General features: G+C 41.5%; 12 protein-coding genes. 3 read left to right on the top strand and 9 right to left on the bottom strand.

The features are described from left to right. Positions 1 to 59 precede the first annotated feature (59 nt). Positions 60 to 461, bottom strand: coding sequence for a hypothetical protein (locus KO513_RS06580; RefSeq protein WP_215912767.1), 402 nt, complete (start codon positions 459 to 461; stop codon positions 60 to 62). A gap of 129 nt (positions 462 to 590) precedes the next feature. Here KO513_RS06580 and KO513_RS19760 point away from each other — a divergent pair, with 129 nt between their 5' ends. Both KO513_RS19760 and KO513_RS06590 read left to right on the top strand, forming a co-directional pair. After that, positions 591 to 4,739, top strand: a complete 4,149-nt coding sequence (locus tag KO513_RS19760) for a beta strand repeat-containing protein (protein ID WP_215912768.1) — start codon at positions 591 to 593, stop codon at positions 4,737 to 4,739. A 242-nt stretch (positions 4,740 to 4,981) separates the two neighbouring features. Continuing rightward, entirely contained in the window at positions 4,982 to 6,223 is a 1,242-nt protein-coding gene (locus KO513_RS06590) for an ATP-binding cassette domain-containing protein (RefSeq protein WP_215912769.1), read from the top strand. Positions 6,224 to 6,343: 120 nt separating this feature from the next. Here KO513_RS06590 and secDF read toward each other — a convergent pair whose 3' ends face one another. Both secDF and KO513_RS06600 read right to left on the bottom strand, forming a co-directional pair. Further along, the gene (gene secDF, locus KO513_RS06595) at positions 6,344 to 9,340 is read right to left on the bottom strand and encodes a protein translocase subunit SecDF (RefSeq protein WP_215912770.1); all 2,997 of its coding nucleotides are present in this window, start codon (positions 9,338 to 9,340) and stop codon (positions 6,344 to 6,346) included. A 157-nt stretch (positions 9,341 to 9,497) separates the two neighbouring features. Beyond that, positions 9,498 to 10,424, bottom strand: coding sequence for a malate dehydrogenase (locus tag KO513_RS06600; RefSeq protein WP_215912771.1), 927 nt, complete (start codon positions 10,422 to 10,424; stop codon positions 9,498 to 9,500). Positions 10,425 to 10,777: 353 nt separating this feature from the next. On the opposite strand from KO513_RS06600, the gene KO513_RS06605 reads away from it, so the two are divergent. Beyond that, positions 10,778 to 11,155, top strand: coding sequence for a hypothetical protein (locus tag KO513_RS06605; protein WP_215912772.1), 378 nt, complete (start codon positions 10,778 to 10,780; stop codon positions 11,153 to 11,155). A gap of 123 nt (positions 11,156 to 11,278) precedes the next feature. Here the strand turns inward: KO513_RS06605 and KO513_RS06610 are convergent, their stop codons facing one another. From KO513_RS06610 to asnB, 6 genes are all read right to left on the bottom strand, one after another. Then, positions 11,279 to 12,121, bottom strand: a complete 843-nt coding sequence (locus tag KO513_RS06610; protein WP_215438235.1) for a universal stress protein — start codon at positions 12,119 to 12,121, stop codon at positions 11,279 to 11,281. An 11-nt stretch (positions 12,122 to 12,132) separates the two neighbouring features. Continuing rightward, positions 12,133 to 13,233: a hypothetical protein gene (locus KO513_RS06615; RefSeq protein WP_215912773.1), complete on the bottom strand. Its 1,101-nt coding sequence runs from the start codon at positions 13,231 to 13,233 to the stop codon at positions 12,133 to 12,135. Positions 13,234 to 13,265: 32 nt separating this feature from the next. Beyond that, on the bottom strand, positions 13,266 to 14,228 hold the full coding sequence (locus KO513_RS06620; protein WP_252735697.1) for a hypothetical protein: 963 nt from the start codon (positions 14,226 to 14,228) through the stop codon (positions 13,266 to 13,268). Between the two features lie 164 nt (positions 14,229 to 14,392). Continuing rightward, on the bottom strand, positions 14,393 to 15,145 hold the full coding sequence (locus tag KO513_RS06625; RefSeq protein WP_215912774.1) for a hypothetical protein: 753 nt from the start codon (positions 15,143 to 15,145) through the stop codon (positions 14,393 to 14,395). An 85-nt stretch (positions 15,146 to 15,230) separates the two neighbouring features. Continuing rightward, a complete protein-coding gene (gene gyrB / locus KO513_RS06630) occupies positions 15,231 to 17,183 on the bottom strand; it encodes a DNA topoisomerase (ATP-hydrolyzing) subunit B (protein WP_215438238.1) in 1,953 nt (650 codons plus the stop codon). 358 nt (positions 17,184 to 17,541) lie between these two features. Continuing rightward, positions 17,542 to 19,206, bottom strand: a complete 1,665-nt coding sequence (asnB, locus tag KO513_RS06635) for an asparagine synthase B (RefSeq protein WP_215912775.1) — start codon at positions 19,204 to 19,206, stop codon at positions 17,542 to 17,544. Between the last annotated feature and the right edge of the window lie 34 nt (positions 19,207 to 19,240).

The raw sequence follows: 19,240 nt of genomic DNA on the forward strand, positions 1-19,240 counted from the left end.
AAAAAAGTTCCTTGGTTATGCACGGTTGGAACGGATTGCATATCTTGTAGGACTTTCTTTTAAAAACACGGAAAGATATTGAAGTATTTTTTAAAATGAGCTAAAAGTTCCCCTACCACAAAATGAAGAACTACATAAAGATCCCGATATCCTTTTTTTGTCTTTTTTTGTTGGCCCTTGCCTGTACCAAGGAGGTAGGGCTCATCACCGAGGTGGAGTTCGAGCTCAGCGAGCAGCACACCGCCGAGGGCTATGTGAACCAGGGGCTTCCCAGCACCTTTACCATCGTTCCCGAGGAGGTACTGGAGAACTATGAATATACCATCACCTATGAGATACTCGACGGCGAGGGCCATTTCGAGGACATGGAGGGCAACCGCGTGGAACCCGGGAAGGGGTGGCCCATATCCGAGGGCCTTTCCGCACCCTTGGTGTACATGGGTTCCAAGACCGGCGGCCACAGGGTAAAAATAACCGGGGCGGACAACTTCGGGATTTCACAGGATATAGAGGTCTCCTACGAGCTCTCCGATGTACCGGTGGTCTGGGAGGCCTCCAGCGAGCTCTCGGAGCTCGAACTGGAAAAACCGGTGGACGTTTCACTGGTGTTCGAAAGGCTGGACACCGATCTGGAGATCGGCTACCAAGCCGTGTACGGGCTCGGTTCGGGCGCGGGAAGCCTCGTGCCCTCGGAGGAGAACGGTTACGCCCCAAAGGGGGAATACGGCCCTATCGTCCCCGGTACCTACCCGCTCGTCTTCACCCCTTCGGAGATAGGCCCGCAGCAACTGGTCTTCACCCTGCGAGACAGCAACGGACAGGAGATCGAGGCCGGTGTGGACTTCAACGTGGTGGAATTTATAGAGGTGATATCGATAACCCTTTCGAGCCAGGATACGATCAAGATGAAGCTCGGGGACGAGATACCCCCTGCGTTCACCTTCGACCCGCCCAATGCTACCGATCAGGAGGTAACGGTGGTCTCCAGTGACCCCGATGTCGTTCTCATAGACGAAAACAATGTATGTATCGCGGTAGGGCTGGGCACGGCGGAGGTTACCGTAACCTCCGTTTCCAATCCCGATGCCAGCGATACGGTCACCGTAGAGGTGATCCCCCCGGACAGGGTACCGGTAACGGGCATTTCCGTTTCACAGGCGGACCCCGGTGCCACGGGAGCGCAGCGCCAACTGGCGGCAACGGTCCTTCCCGAGAACGCAACGGACCCAAGTGTGACCTGGTCCTCCAGTGACGATACCATAGCGACCGTGGACGAAAACGGTCTTTTGACCGGTCTTTCCGCGGGAACGGTCACGGTAACGGCCACCTCGGTCTCCGACCCGGAGGTCAGCGGAAGCGTCCTTGTCGAGATTACGGGGGTATCGCTACAATCGGCGAACGATATAGAGGCCTTCGCACTGAACGGCCAGATCGAGACCGCAACGATAGATACGCAGGCCCATACCGTCTCGGTGACCGTTCCCGAGGGCACGGCGCTGAACGTGGCCCCCGTACTGTTGATAGTCTCGGAAGGCGCCACCCTGGCACCCGCCCTCTTGCAGGTACGCGATTTCACTTCCCCTGTGGAATATACCGTTACATCCGGCAACGGTACCGAGCAGGTCTGGACGGTAACGGCCAAGGTACTGGTACTGCCCGTTGCGGGGGATACCGATATCACGGCCTTCGGACTTCCGGGCCAGAACGGTTCCGACATCGATACCGGGAACCATACGATAACCGTCAACGTACCCGACGGAACCGACCTTAATATAGCCCCGGAAATACTTGAGGTCTCCCCAGGGGCGAGCGTGGCACCGGCCATCGGCCAGGTCCGGGACTTCTCCGGGGCCGTTGCCTATACGGTGACCCCCGAGACGGGAACGCCGCAGGTATGGACGGTGAACGTGACCGTATCCCAGCCCACGGGCAGTGGGGAGAACGCCATAACGGCATTCGAACTTCCCGGCCAAACAGGCGCGGACATAAACGCTACCACATTTACCATCAACGTTACGGTACCCGATGGTACCGACTTGACCGGTGCCCCTTCGGTACTGGACATATCGGCGGACGCCACGGTATCCCCGGCAAGGACCGTCGTTCAGGATTTTTCCGGTGCCGTTACCTATACGGTCACAGCGGAAAATGGCGATACACAGGAGTGGACGGTCAATACCACCGTATTGCCGCCTACGGGGAGCGGGGCCAATGACATAACCGCGTTCGGGCTCCCGGTCCAGAACAGTGCGGATATCGACCCGGATACCAATACGGTAACGGTGAACGTACCCGACGGAACGGACCTGAACGTCGCCCCACAGGTCCTAGGGGTCTCGCCCGGGGCCACGGTCTTGCCCGCGACAGGTGTCGTACAGGATTTTAGTGGACAGGTGCTCTATACCGTTACCGCGGAAAACGGGACGCCGCAGGTATGGACCGTGAACGTTACGGTCTCCGCCCCTACGGGAAGCGGCCTGAACGCGATAACGGGCTTTGAACTGCCCGTTCAGAACAGTGTGGCCATAAACGATGTGAACCATACCATAACGGTGAACGTACCGAACGGAACGGACCTGAACGTAGTTCCCTCCATATTGGATATTTCCACTGGGGCAGGCATAGACCCCGGGCCGGCATCGCAACAGGATTTCAGCCAGCCCGTGAACTATACCGTGACCGCCGAGAACGGCAACCCACAGGTCTGGACCGTGAACGTTGTCACGGAAACCAGCGGCGAAAAATCAATTGACAGTTTTGTGATTGATGGGGTATCGGGAACATTCAACGGTACGGATATATCGGTGACCTTGCCCTTTGGAACGGATGTAACCGCACTGTCCCCTATTATTGAGTTTTTCGGACAATCTGTCAACCCACCTTCAGGAACCCCCACCGACTTTACCAACAATGTAACCTACACCGTAACCGCCGAGGATAACACTACATTGGACTATACCGTGAACGTTACGGTCACAGCGGATACGAACACTGCGCCAACGGCTGGGGATTTCTCCGTTGATGTGGAGCAGGACAGTAATAATAATAGTATCGACCTTTCTCCCTATATTAACGATGCCGATGGCGACGAACTTACGATTACCATAATATCCGACTTCAGAAACGGTACGGCTATAGTTTCAGGAAATACTATCGTTTATACACCTACATCTGGTTATACCGGAGAAGATAATATTGTGTATACCGTAAATGACGGAAATGGTGGAATCGCAACAGCAACGATTAACGTTACGGTAGATTCCTCAGTTAACCTAGCACCTGTGGCTGTTAATGACACTTATACAATAGCTGAAGCTGGCAATCTAAACGTACTAATTTTAACAAATGACACTGATAATGAAAATAATGACTTAACAGTCAATTGGGTCGGGGGCAGCCCTGCTAATATTGGACAATCTATTAGCGGTTCAGGTGGTGGTCTGTTTACCATAACCGCTGGCGGAAACCTTACATTCAATACGAATGGCGAATTTGATGGTCTAAACAATGGTGATAGCCAAACAACAACTGTTCAATATAGGGTAACCGATGGTAATTCTAATTCTAATATTGCTACGGTTAGTGTAATTGTTACCGGTGTAGATGACCCCAATAATAGTCCTACTGCAGTTATTTCAACAAGTGTTACAAGTGGCACGACACCCCTTAGTGTTGATTTTACAGGGAACCAATCTATTGATGACGATGGTTCCATAGTTTCATATGAATGGGAATTTGGGGAGAATAACCGAACAAGTTCACAGGCAAATCCAACATATGAATATATAAGTCCTGGTGATTATATCGTAACCCTTAAAGTTACCGATGACGATGGTGCAACGAACTCTGTCACTATAACGATAAGTGTTAGTGAACCAGTGAATGAGCCACCAACGGCAGTAATTTCTAGCAGTGCCACAAATGGCACTACACCCCTTAGTGTTGATTTTACAGGGGACCAATCTATTGACGACGATGGATCCATAGTCTCTTATTCTTGGGATTTTGGGGAAAATGGCCAAACAAGTGCACTTGCGAATCCTAACTATCAATACGTTAATCCAGGCACATTTACTGTTACTTTGACGGTTACCGATAACAATGGGGCAACGGATTCCGAAACAGTAATGATAAACGTTGAAGAATCTAGTAATCAGCCGCCGAATGCAATGGGTACCACGAGTACCTTAACAGGTAGCGCTCCATTGTCTGTAAATTTTAAAAACTTGAATTCAACAGACATTGATGGAACTATCGTAGGTACCTCTTATAATTTTGGAGATGGAGCAACAATTAACGGAGGTTTCCCATTTGAGACTACACATATTTACGACACTCCGGGAACTTATACTGCAACAATGACAGTTACAGATAATGATGGAGCGACTGATTTTGTAGAATTTACTATTAATATCACTGGTCCTCCTACCCAAACAATATCCTTTAGTAATGGAAGTAATGTTAACCCTGGGGCTATAGGTACTTTTGTTCAGGGAGATTTAATTATTAGCTCAGGGCCTGCGGTTGTTTTTGAAATGAGATTAAATGGTGGAGACTTTCTTAGTCCAGAAGGAGCTGAACTTACATTTACGGTAGATGGTATTCCTTATTTTTTATATGCAGGTCCAGGTCAGAATAATACTCTTTTAACAATTCCTATTTCAGCAGGTACACATTCATATAGTTTAGAGCTTCAAACTTTGGGAGGTAATGGTTATGGTTCAGTTGTAAAACAATGATAGCGTAAATTTATTTTAGGTGAGAGCTTAATCTATATAACCCAATATTTTAAAAAATAGCATGTAGGTCTCTATAAATGCAACTAATTATTACAGCGTCATGACACCAACTATTAATTAAAAAACTTTCGTAATTCACATCAACAAACTACCTTCTCACAAAATAGCTATAAAAACGGAATGCATTTAGACAAAACCAACACATATCATAACAATACTGTACATATTTTTAGAGTTCTTTTATGACACCAAAACATTGGGCCGTTTTTACGGCGAATACTTCACAAAAAGGGGAACTGATAACAGCACTTTTACAAGGACCACTTCCCGGAGGTTTTTATGAGCTGAAAAACTTAAAGGGTGCCCTAATGTCTAAATTGGCCGTTGAGCGCTTTATTGACAGAGAAGACCGTCATGATAGCAAGGTTATTACATCAGATACCAAACAAAGTTTAAAATCAATGTCTAGTGGGGAGCAAAAAAAAGCGTTATTAAAATATATCCTTAGTAGCCAGCCAGATTTTATTGTTTTGGACAACCCATTTGATAATTTGGATACCGACGCCCAAGAAGACCTAAAGAATACACTTCAGAAAGTTTCGGTTCATACCCCCATGGTACAAATATTAAGTCGCAAAGCAGATGTAATGCCCTTTGCGAATACGTTTTACAAGCTGGAGGGTAAAGATTTAGTTGCCAAAGGTACGCCTGATGGTTTTTCCAATCAGACCAAAAAGGAACTGTTTAAAAATGACATCCCCCAACCTATACACATTTATGAAATTGAAGGAGAGACATTAATAGAATTAAAAGGCGTAGGCGTATCCTACAATGAAAAGCCTATTCTACGTGATATCTCCTGGCATATTAAAAGAGGTGAGTTTTGGGAATTAAGGGGTAGAAACGGCAGTGGAAAGACAACCATACTTTCTATGATAACTGGTGAAAACCCTAAGGGTTATGGCCAAGAACTCTATATTTTTGGCCGTAAAAAAGGTTCCGGAGAAAGCGTATGGGAAATTAAAAAACGAATAGGCTATTTTACGCCTTCAATGACGGATAAATTTACGGGCTATCATTCCGTTAGTCATATGATTATTTCCGGATTCTATGACTCCGTTGGACTGTACATACATCCTACCGAAGCACAATTGAGGTTGGCAAAAGAATGGCTTCAACTTATTGGCCTATGGGGTATGAAAGATAAACTTTTTCATGACCTTTCCATGGGGCAAAAACGACTGATCATGTGCGCAAGAGCCATGATAAAACATCCTCCATTACTCATTCTTGACGAACCCACAGCAGGACTGGATGATGACAGCGCAGCTCTTTTTGTAGCCTTGGTCAACAAATTTGCCTCTCAAAGCAATACTACCGTTATTTTTGTATCCCACAGAAAAGAACCCGGCCTTGAAGCTGAGTTCATCTATCAACTAGAAAAATCCGATACGGGCTCAACCGGAAAAGTATTGCCCTCCTAAACGACAGTCGCTTTTTTTAAGTCCAAAAACGCCGGACAAAAAAAAGCCGTTTGCAAATGCAAACGGCTTTTTGTAATTAATTGAGTTAGTTAGTTCTTAACTCTTCAAATATAGAGAAATTTATTTTACTTCCTCAGTTTCTTGTTTAGCTGTATCTTTTACTAGGTCACCAGCTCTAGAAGACTTGTTCAACGTATCGAACATTACCGGGGTTGCAATGAATAGTGATGAGTAGGTTCCTACTACAACACCTACTATCATAGCAAACATAAATCCTCTTAACGATTCCCCTCCAAAAATGAAGATAGCTAGTAATACCACAAATGTAGTTAAAGACGTATTTAATGTACGGCTTAATGTACTGTTAAGTGCCAAGTTGATGTTTTCACCACCGCGCCAACCACGCTCGCCTATTATCTCACGAATACGGTCAAAAACAACCACGGTATCGTTCAATGAGTATCCGATTACCGTAAGTATTGCCGCTATAAAAGCCTGATCAATTTCCATGTTGAACGGCATAATAGTACCGAACAAAGAGAATATTCCCAATACAATCATAACATCATGGAAAACCGCCACTACAGCACCTAATGAGAATTGCCATTTGCGGAAACGGAACAATATATACAAGAATACCACTGCAAGAGATCCTAAAATTGCCAAGAACGCGTTGTTCTTAATATCATCCGCAATGGTAGGTCCAACCTTAACAGATTGCAATATACCTATTGATTTATCGCCTGAACCTCCTGCTTTAAAGTTTTCTTCACTAATACCGTCTGGAAGGTATTTCTGTAACGAGGCATATAATTTGTTCTGAATCTCATTATCAACCTCTATACCTTCTACATCTACCTTATATGGCGTAGTAATCTTAATCTGGTTGGCATCTCCAAACGTTTTTACGTTAGTTCCACTACCAAATACATCATTTAACTCGGAAGCTATCTCAGATGGATTAACAGACTGCTCAAAACGAACTTGGTACGAGCGTCCTCCTATAAAATCAACCCCTTGTTGCAATCCGTTGGTTGCTAAAGAGAAAACACCTATACCTACTAAAATTGCAGATAGTATATAGGCAAACTTTCTTTTTGAAAGAAAATTGATATTTACATTTTTGAAAAGGTTCTTTGTAAGTGCTGTTGAGAAATCCAACGAACGACCTTTTCCTTCAATATACCAATCTACCAATAGACGTGTAATAAAGATTGCAGTAAATAAAGACGTTACAATACCTATAAGTAAGGTTGTTGCGAAACCTTTAATAGGACCCGAACCAAAAATAAAGAGAATAATCGCCGTAAGACCCGTTGTTATATTTGCATCAAGAATAGACGAAAGGGCATTACTAAAACCATCCGCTACCGCTAATGATTTTCCTTTTCCTTTTGCTAATTCTTCCTTTATACGTTCAAAAATAAGTACGTTCGCATCTACGGACATACCAATGGTTAGAACGATACCCGCAATACCAGGTAAGGTCAATACAGCACTTAAGCTGGTCAACACCCCAAATATCAACAGAATATTTAACAGCAAAGCAACATCTGCGAAAGCACCCGCTTTACCATAATAGAAAACCATCCAGACCAATACAATGGCCATAGCGATCATAAACGACATAAAACCACTATCAATAGCTTCTTGTCCCAAAGATGGACCTACAACTTCTGATTGAATGATTTCTGCGGACGCCGGTAATTTACCAGCACGCAATACGTTTGAAATATCTTTTGTTTCGTTGACCGTAAAAGTACCGGTAATCTCTGAACGTCCACCGGAAATAGGTCCCGACGAAACCCCTGGAGCAGTGTATACTTTATTATCTAGTACAATAGCAATACCCGTTCTATTATTATAAGCATCACCAGTAAGCTTTTCCCATTCCTTAGCCCCTTTGGTATTCATGCTCATGGTTACGGCAGGTTTACCGTTTACAAACTCGTCACGAGCATCACTAACCACATCACCACTAATTCTTGGTGTATTGTCACGATTAGATTTTAATGCATAAAGTTCGGCTATCTCCGAACCTTCAGATGGTCTTTCCCATAAGAACTTTACGAACTGCATACTTGCAGGAAGTAATCTTCTAACTTCTTTCATTCTTAAGTACGAACCTATTTCGGCAGTATCTTGAATAGCGGCAACACCAACAGCATAGCTAGGCGCTCCTAATTGAAACTTATCGAACAATGGGTTTTTCTGACCAGCAATATCCAATGAATCTGTAGATACATCAGAAAGCAAAGAATCCAATTCCGACTCTTTCTTTACCGGCTCTTCATCATCACCCATATCTACAAGCGACTTCAACTTTTCATTGGCCTGAAAAAAGAAACCTTGTAATTCAGGATTATTAGGCTCATAAGTTTCCCAGAACTCCAATTGAGCGGTACTTGACAATAGGCTCTGCGCACGGGCAATATCTCTAGCTCCTGGCAATTCAACCAAGATACGGCCTGAGTTACCTTCACGTTGGATATTTGGCTGTGTTACACCAAAACCATCTATACGCTCACGAAGTACTTCAAAAGCAGAAACAATGGATTCGTCAATTTTTGTACGGATGATAGGCTTAACCTCATCATCTGACATCTGAAAATTAATTTCTCCACTAAGGCCTTTATTAGCAAAAATATCCGGAGAAGCTAGTTTAGTATCTCCTTTTATTTCATCAAAAGCATTAAAAAATAGCTCTATATACGTGTCATCGCTATTTTTTGAAGCGGCATCGGCATCTGCCAAGGCTTTATTAAAAACAGGGTTTTTGGTATTATTGGCCAATCCTTTTAAGATATCCTTTACGGAAATCTGAAGGGTAACGTTAATACCACCCTTAAGGTCAAGACCTTTGTTCAATTCTTTCTTTTTGGCTTCATTATAATTTGTAAAACCTAAAATAGAATTGTCTCCTATGGAGTCTAAATACCTAGTCTCTAACTCTTCACGTTTAGAAACGTAGTTCTCTTCTGCCTCTGAAATACGGCTTTCCGCATACGATTTAGCTTCGTTTTCTACTTTACCACCTATAAAAGTATAGGATAGCTGGTAGATACTTACTAGCCCAAAGAGTAGGGCAAAAAGCTTAATAAGTCCTTTATTCTGCATTGGTTATGTGAATTAATTGCGTGCTTTTTATAACAGCGTGCAAATATATGATTTTCCCATAGGAATTGGCAATATATTTGGAGTTATTGTAAAACGGAAACATCTGCCCCAGAAATATTTCCGGAACAGATGTTCTTATTTATTATTGAACCAACTACTATAATTCTAGTAGACCGTTGGTCTTTTTCACTCCTGCAGCGCTTTCTTGCATTTTAGCTTTTTCGGCATCGCTAAGTGGAATATCAACTATTTTTTCGATTCCGTTTTTACCCAAAACAACCGGAACACCTATACAGATATCGTTTAAATCATACTCACCTTCTAGCAAGGTAGAACATGGGAAAATCTTTTTCTGATCGCAAGCGATAGCTTGCACCAAACCTGAAACCGCAGCACCTGGCGCGTACCATGCACTTGTTCCCAATAATTTAGTAAGTGTAGCACCACCTACTTTAGTATCTGCAGCCACTTGCTCTAAGCGGTCCTCCGATAAAAATTCCGATACTCGAATACTGTTTCTTGTAGCATGAGATATTAATGGCACCATACCGGTATCACTATGGCCACCTATTACCATACCATCTACATCTGATATTGGAGCCTCAAGAGCTTCGGCCAAACGGTATTTAAAACGTGCACTATCCAAAGCACCGCCCATACCTATAATCTTATGCTTAGGCAAACTTGTAGTTTTGTGCACCAAATACGTCATAGTATCCATTGGGTTACTTACTATGATAAGGGTTACATTTGGCGAGTGCTCTACAAGATTAGCCGATACCGTTTTTACGATACCCGCATTAATACCTATTAACTCCTCACGGGTCATACCCGGTTTTCTTGGAATACCAGAAGTAATTACGGCAATATCACTATTAGCAGTTTTAGAGTAATCATTGGTTACACCTGTTATCTTGGTATCAAAACCGTTCAATGATGCAGTTTGCATCAAGTCCATGGCTTTCCCTTCGGCATAACCTTCTTTGATATCCAACAAGACTACCTCAGATGCAAAATTCTTTATGGCAATATACTCGGCACAGCTTGCTCCTACTGCTCCTGCCCCTACTACGGTAACTTTCATTTGTTATTATTTATTTGTTATTAAAGACTTTTCTCAAAAAACGCCCTTTTTTGACCTTAATAAATCTTACTCGGCCCTGCTGAACCTAGCAAGCTTTGTTCTTATTAAAAATCATTTTTTTGAAAAGGGTTCCCAAAAATAAACAATCTGAAAGGAAAACTACGGTGAAAATTGGGTTAAATGGAAGAAATTTAACCGATAAACTACTCGTTGAAATACACTCCTGTTAAAAAAAATTGCGCTTTAACGAAGATAAAAGGGATTTGTTGCCGTACATCGAATTGTAGCAATAGGAATTTAAAAACAGGCGTTCTAATTTAAAGAAAACCCCCAATCAACTAAAACCTACGACAATGAAAAAAGTCTTTTCATTTTTAGCGATAATTGCCATAGTACTGGTAAGCAACTGTACCGAAATTCCCGAAAACAATGACCCAGTTATCGGCATTTGGTCAGACGTAGAGGTAACAGCAGCAAGTCAGACATCCAAAGGAGGGAGTACCATCCGTAAAGAATGGATATTTAACGATGCCTATTTAGGAAGATACCACCAAAAGAGTAATGGCAAAATTACTTTTAAAACCGATTTTACATGGAGTCATGAAAATGACACTTACATAATATCATACCCCGGAACCGATATGGCAGACGAAATTGTCTCCATGAAAGCGTCTACGGAAGGAAGTATTCTATCCGACTCACAAGGCAACACCATGGCCTTACGGGAGTAAAAATTTTACTAGGTTTCAAATACGCTAAACCCCATATTCTTTATTGAATATGGGGTTTTAAAATAGAACAAATTCTCATTAACCCGTTTTCTTTAACGAGCTGGTGAGTATTTCTTTCACTAATTAATCCCTATAAATAGCCATTACGGGTGTATTAATATTCCTTATTAAATCCTCGGTTAAACTATAGGTAAACAATCTTTGATAAAAATTACGCTTATGGTTGATCAGACAAACAATATCTATCTCATGCTGAATACAGTAGTCTAATAGCGACTTTTTAATGTCTATGGAATCTATAGTTTCAAACGTAACGTTACTTATGTCAAAATTCTTTAGAGAAGCCTTGAACCGATCCATTAGCGGCACAATGGAATCTCCATGAGCCAAATCAAAATGAACTACATGAAGTTTTGCGTTAAACCCTTTAGACTCGTTTATCAAATCCTCCAAAGGTTCTTTCTCATCTTCATGATAATCTACCAAGAAAAGAATATTATCTAAGTTGCCATCAAACTTTGCGTTGCCCGGAACTACAATAACGGGTTTATTAATTTCATCCAGAATCTTTAATGTACTGGTCTCCGTAAACAACTGAAAAAGGCCACTCTTGCTAATTTGTGTCCCCATCACTACAAGATCAATCTTATCTTCCCTTTTATCAATATAATGGGTAAACGTTTCTATAAAATTTCCTTCACGAACCACGTATTTTACCTTTAGACTATCTATTTGTCTTTCTCTGAGTATTTTTTCAAAAGGCGGAAAGGTTTCTTTTTTATTCCTGAAATTCTGAATATCCAGTTTTTCGTACAACGCTTGCTCTACCTCCGAAGTTTCGGTTTCTAAATTATACGCATGAAAAACAATGATTTTCTTTTCTGTTTTTTTTGCATAGTCAACAGCATACAAAAAGGCATTCATTGAAACTTCGGAAAAATCTGTGGGAAAAAGTATACTCTCCATAGCTATTGTTTTTAAAATGATATTTCTAGGTTAAGTTCGTAGATATCTTCTGTATTACCATCTACCGTGGTATGTTCGGTATTTAAAATGAGCCGAATCATTTTATTCACCTTATATGTAAACCCTCCAATGACGCGCTGGGTCTCTTCATTTATCTCCTCTACTGTAAATTCATCAAAACGCCCCCAAATGGAAAAAGGGGATTTGCCAAATTTATACTCACCAAAGAAGCTATACCCATGATTGGCCAAAGCATGCGATGGGTCTTCCGCATCTACATATCTGGCTCTAAAATCCCCCACACCATCATGAAATTGAGCCGTTATTCTAAACTGCTTCTCCGTAAAGGCCAAAAAACCTAAAACCTGATTAAAATCCGGAGAAAACTCACTGTTTCCTTTTCCCCTATTAAAATAACCACTTAATTGCAATTGCGGCAACCTATTGACCAAAGGGCGCACGGTTAAACGGCCGGTCACCACTTTATTGTTATTATTTTCTATTCCGGAATAGCCCCCTCCATTATATATCCCCAATGAATAACTAGCATATTTACCTTTCATAACACCGTTTACGTTTGTCAGGAATTCCTCATCCATTTTAGGCCCTATGTTACCCGTAACCGTTACACCAAAATCTGCAGAGTTGAATATCCTGTTTCGCTCTATAAACATGTTATCCTGAACTCTATAGGTGTTTATTTTTTGCTCATAATCTAACCAAGGCCTATGTACCATTCCTACCTCTATTCCGGTACCGGTAAACACCTTACTATTAATTCTAGGCTTGGTCATTAGATAAAGGTACTTTAAGCGTGTTTCAACATTACCCGCATCATCGCCTTCCGTATCTATAGTAAGATCCATAGTATACCTAACCGAAAAAATATCATTCAGTTCTTTCTTAAGAGTAAAATAACTTCGCTTTAAAACAAAACTACTTGTATGCTCATTTTCAACAGGTACGGTCTCGTCTGCCTGAACCTGTTTTATTCCGTCTCGGTAAGCAATAAACCAATCTCCGGACATCTCTACCAAGTCAGCTATATTTATGCCCTTTCTTTCATCCTCATCTTGCGCAATAGCATTGCTACACAGTAAAAAGACAGACATAAATACAAACCCAAGCTTCATTTTAAATAAAATTAAATAGACGTTGCCAAATATTTTACAGCGAATACCAAGATGATACTAACAACAAGACCTATAACCACCTTGACTAAATCCATACCCAACGATTTAAACATTTTTGCCCTGGGCTCGTTTTTCCTTAGCATATAGTTCAATGCTATTTCACGACCTGCCAGAATACCAATAAAGACCCATGTGGTACTCATAGGTACGTTATTCATTTCTTTAAAATAAAAGAGTACAATACCGTAGACGAAATCTATGATCGTTGCAGATCTAATGTCTACCGTATTTGTCTTTGATTTGATTATACTTTGAATTGCCCCACCTTTGGACGCAATGATAAAGGCCAATAAGCCCAAAATAACCACCAAGGAGAAAATCATTGAATAGACATCCAATTCGCGTGGCAAATAAACGTAAATATTAGCAAAATCCTGAATAAGCCACTGTGACCATAAAAAACCGGTAGAACACCATTGCAAGATTGTCCAGAGCCTTTCCTCCTTTGCCGTTATAGACCGTTCTATGAACCATTTTTCCACCAATCTGGATATAGCCAAATAGAGCACAATAGCCGCTGCAAACGCCACTCCGTAGCCAGAGAGCGATTTAATGACCATACTGCTCAAATTTTTCTCGTTGAAGAAAGTAAGAATCAAAAATGACGTACTCACAGGAATACCTGTTCGTGTTAACAACATAAGGATAATGGGAGGCAATAAATAATACCAAGCAAACGGTTGGGGCATGGGATATTTTGCCAATCTCCCATAAGAAACATCCCCTCCATGGGTTACGTATCCAAAAATTAAGGTCGCCGCCAAGATACCGCCCGCAAACAACCACAGAACCCACCATTTTTTCCGCTCGTTAGAACTTAAAAAAGTACCCAATGTCTGTATGGTATCGTTTCCTACTACTGAGTAAGCGGCCAAGATGAAGCCCAAATACATAACTACAACTGAAAAATCCAATGTGCTCTGGTTTTATATTATGTGGTAAATAAAGAACATTTTAAACCAGAGGAACTTGGCTTACAGATTATCAAATATTTAAATAATTGACAACTTAAAACAAAAAGGCCGCAATCATACTGATTGCGGCCTTTTTAAAATTATGAGTTGATCTATGCAGAATACTACATGTTATCTTCCAGAACAAACTCTGTGTAATCCAGAATGTATACACCTAACAGACTCCATTTGAATTTCTCCCCTCCGTACTTAGCTTTGAATTTTTCGTTATCCATAAACAAAGATTCAAAATGCTCATCAAAGTCTTTCTTGGTCAACCACAGCACTTTTTCATCACCTTTTTTAATATAATACGACTTAGCGATTCCTCCCGCCAACTTCATACCTCCAACTCCAAAACTAGCGGTCTGCTTAGCCCATGGATCAGAATATACTTGAATAACCTGACTGAATTTTGGATTGATAACTTGCATCAAATATTCCGCTTCCTTCTTTTTGTTTTTTAAGGAAACCATTTGATTGGTGTACATGGTATAGCCTTTGTTCATATATTTTGAAGCATCGGTTTTACCCCATTTGGTAGCATCGTTCAAGAAATTACTCTGATTGTTCAATTTTTCAAGCCCAGCAGGAGCCATATACAGATCTACAATTTCTTCTGCCTTTACACGTAGCTTTTTACCATCTGGCTTAATGAATTTAATTTCATTGATCTGACCTTTTTTACGGTCAACATCTTTGATGTCCGCCTCTATCTTGGCTCCATCTTTAAGCGTAACGTAGGCTGGTTTTTTTCTAGAATAAGATGTGTAGGCCGGATCAAAGGCCGCCTGTTTTTCTCTTTCTTTTAGATTCTCCTGTCCAAAGCAAACTACGCTGGACATAAATAAAACCATTGATACTAATTGTACTTTCATAATAGGGGTTTTGAATTATTGTATCCCCCTAAAATAGTTCGTCCGCCAAGTGGCGGACGAATATTTGTTGTGAAAACGCTAATTGTTATGCATCAATGTTCGCATAAACAGCATTCTTCTCTATAAATTCTCTTCGTGGCGGTACTTCATCACCCATTAACATAGAGAATACCCGATCCGTTTCGGTAGCATTATCTATCTGTATCTGACGTAATGTTCTGAATTCCGGGTTCATGGTGGTATCCCACAACTGCTCGGCATTCATCTCACCCAGACCTTTGTAACGTTGTATACTAACGCCTCCGCTATAGCTATCCGCGATTTCATCACGTTCCTTATCTGACCAAGCGTAACGTTTTTTAGATCCTTTTTTCACCAAATACAACGGTGGTGTGGCTATATAAACGTGTCCGCTTTCAATAAGCTCGCGCATATATCTAAAGAAGAAGGTTAAAATAAGTGTCTCTATATGGCTACCATCAACATCGGCATCACACATGATCACTACTTTATGATAACGCAACTTTTCCAAGTTCAAAGCTTTACTATCCTCTTCGGTACCAATGGTAACCCCTAAGGCCGTATAGATGTTTTTAATTTCCTCGTTTTCAAAAACCTTGTGTTGCATAGCTTTCTCCACGTTCAAAATCTTACCTCGCAACGGAAGAATTGCCTGAAACTTACGGTCACGGCCCATCTTGGCCGTACCACCCGCAGAATCACCCTCAACAAGGAAAACTTCACATTGTGCAGGATCCTGCTCCGAACAATCCGATAATTTCCCGGGAAGACCACCAATGCTCATTACGGTTTTACGCTGAACCATTTCACGGGCCTTAGTAGCGGCATGACGTGCTTGAGCGGCAAGAATTACTTTCTGAACTATGATTTTGGCATCATCCGGATGTTCCTCCAAATAATCCGACAACATTTCTGAAACTGCCTGTGAAACTGCAGAAGAAACCTCACGGTTACCCAATTTGGTTTTGGTCTGCCCTTCAAATTGTGGTTCTGCAACTTTAACGGAAACAATGGCCGTTAGACCTTCTCTAAAGTCATCTCCCTGAACCTCAAATTTCAATTTTTCAAGCATACCAGAAGCATCGGCATACTTTTTCAAGGTAGTTGTAAGCCCTCTCCTAAAACCGGAAAGGTGTGTCCCCCCTTCATGGGTATTAATATTGTTTACGTACGAGTGCAGGTTTTCCGTATAGCTCGTATTATAAATCATTGCAACCTCAACAGGAATATCGTTTTTCTCGCCTTCCATAGAAATTACATTCTGGATTAGCGGCTCACGGTTTCCATCAAGGAACTTAACAAACTCTTTTAAACCTTGATCGGAATAAAAACGTTCACTAACAAACTCCCCGTTTTCGTCTTTTTGACGTTTATCCGTAATAGTAATGCTTACCCCTTTGTTCAAAAAGGAAAGCTCACGCATACGATTGGATAAAGTCTCATAACTATACTCCGTAGTTTGCTTAAAAATTGTGTCATCCGGTATAAAGGTCACCACGGTTCCCCGCTTATCGGTCTCCCCTACACTTTTTACAGGATAAAGAGATTTACCTCTTTCGTACTCCTGCTCCCAAATTTTACCATCGCGGTAAACGGTAGCTTTAAGGTGATTTGAAAGTGCGTTCACACAAGAAACACCAACCCCGTGAAGTCCACCGGAAACCTTATAGGAATCCTTATCAAACTTACCACCGGCACCAATTTTGGTCATAACCACTTCTAGAGCGGATATACCTTCTTTTTTATGTAAGTCTACAGGAATACCCCTACCGTTATCCTGTGTAGTTATGGAGTTATCCTCGTTTATCGTAACACTGATCGTATCACAATAACCACCCATAGCCTCATCTATGGAGTTATCCACCACCTCGTATACCAAGTGGTGAAGACCTCTTACACCAACATCTCCAATATACATGGATGGGCGCATACGTACGTGTTCCATACCCTCTAGAGCCTGGATACTGTCCGCTGAATATTGTTTTTTGTTTTCTTCTTTATTTGCTTCTTCGCTCATAAAATTAACTAGTTGTTAGACTTAATTTTTGGCAATCTCACAAATATACGCAAAACCCCATGGAATATAGGGTTTTGAGAATAACGATACCTCTAAGTTATCAACAAAAATTGTGGAAAATTACAACTATAGGGCAACATAGGAAATCTACACCTAACCAGCTCCTAAATCACTCAACTTCAACTTATAAAACCTCTGCTTATAAAAAACAGATTAGCAATACCAAAACAACTTTTATGATTTATAGAAACTTAAAAGCATCTCCTTCCATCTAAGGCGCAAACGAAAAAACCTGTTGGCTTCTATTGCACAACAGGTCATTTCTTAGCTAATTCTATAAAAGAATGGTTAAATACTTCTAATAGGCGTCATCGTGAACGTTTGCCACGGCTCTACCAGATGGATCGTTCATGTTCTTGAACGCCTCATCCCACTCCAAAGCTATTTGCGTACTACAAGCAACCGATGCTTCTTGAGGCACACATAATGCTGCAGCATCCGATGGGAAATGAGATTCAAATATAGAACGATAGTAAAATTCTTCTTTTGATGTTGGTGTTTGAATTGGGAAACGGAATTTTGCGTTTGCCAATTGCTCATCAGATACCTCTTCGTTTACAATCTCCTTTAAAGTATCAATCCAGCTGTATCCTACACCATCGGAAAATTGTTCTTTCTGTCTCCATGCTACGCTTTCGGGCAACATATCTTCAAATGCTTTACGCACTACCCATTTCTCCATACGCTCCCCATTGATCATTTTATCTTTTGGGTTGATGCGCATAGCTACATCCATAAATTCTTTATCCAAGAACGGCACACGACCTTCAATACCCCAAGCCGCCAAGGACTTATTGGCACGTAAACAATCGTACATATGCAACTTGCTCAACTTACGAACAGTCTCTTCATGAAATTCCTTATCATTAGGTGCTTTATGAAAATAAAGGTATCCACCAAAAAGCTCATCTGCACCTTCTCCCGAAAGCACCATTTTAATACCCATAGACTTAATCACCCTTGCCATAAGATACATTGGCGTGGAAGCTCTAATGGTAGTTATATCATACGTTTCTAAGTTGTAAACCACATCCTTAATAGCATCTAAACCTTCTTGAATGGTAAACTTAATTTCATGATGTACCGTACCAATATGGTCTGCCACCTTTTGAGCAGCAGCCAAATCCGGAGAACCTTCAAGACCTACCGAAAAAGAGTGCAACTGAGGCCACCAAGCATCTGTAGTATCACCTGACTCTATACGTTTTTGTGCATATTTTTTCGCTATCGCCGATGTAACGGAAGAATCCAAACCTCCTGAAAGCAATACACCATAAGGTACATCTGACATTAACTGACGGTGTACGGCAGCTTCCAACGCTTCTTTAATTTCCTTTATGCTCGTTTCGTTTTCCTTCACGGCATCGTACTCCATCCAATCTCTAGAATACCATTTTTTGAACTCGCCATCTTCACTACTCAAATAGTGGCCCGGAGGAAAAAGTTGAATTTTTGTACAGGTTCCTTCCAAAGCTTTCAATTCAGAAGCTACATAGAACGTCCCGTTTTGATCCCATCCTACATATAAAGGTATAATACCCATATGGTCACGTGCCACAAAATAAGAATCGTTCTCCGTATCATATATGGCAAAACCAAAAATACCGTTCATCTCATCCAAGAAACTAGCTCCTTTTTCTTGGTAAAGGGCCAAAATAACTTCGCAATCAGATTCGGTCTGGAAATTATACTTTCCTTCAAATTGCTTGCGCAACTCTCTATGGTTATAGATTTCGCCGTTTGCGGCCAAAACCAATTTTTTATCCTCACTGTACAACGGCTGGGTTCCGGAAGCTGGATCAACAATAGCCAAACGCTCATGCGCTAAGATGGCTTTTTCATCGGCATAGATACCACTCCAATCCGGACCACGGTGACGTATTTTCTTAGACATCTCCAATAATTGGGGTCTTAAAACATCTGAACTTTCTTTTAAATCAAATGCACATACAATTCCACACATAACTCTTTGTTTATTTCTAATTTGAAATCAAAAT

The sequence above is a fragment of the Zobellia sp. B3R18 genome (assembly GCF_018860715.1).
Classification (GTDB): domain Bacteria; phylum Bacteroidota; class Bacteroidia; order Flavobacteriales; family Flavobacteriaceae; genus Zobellia; species Zobellia russellii.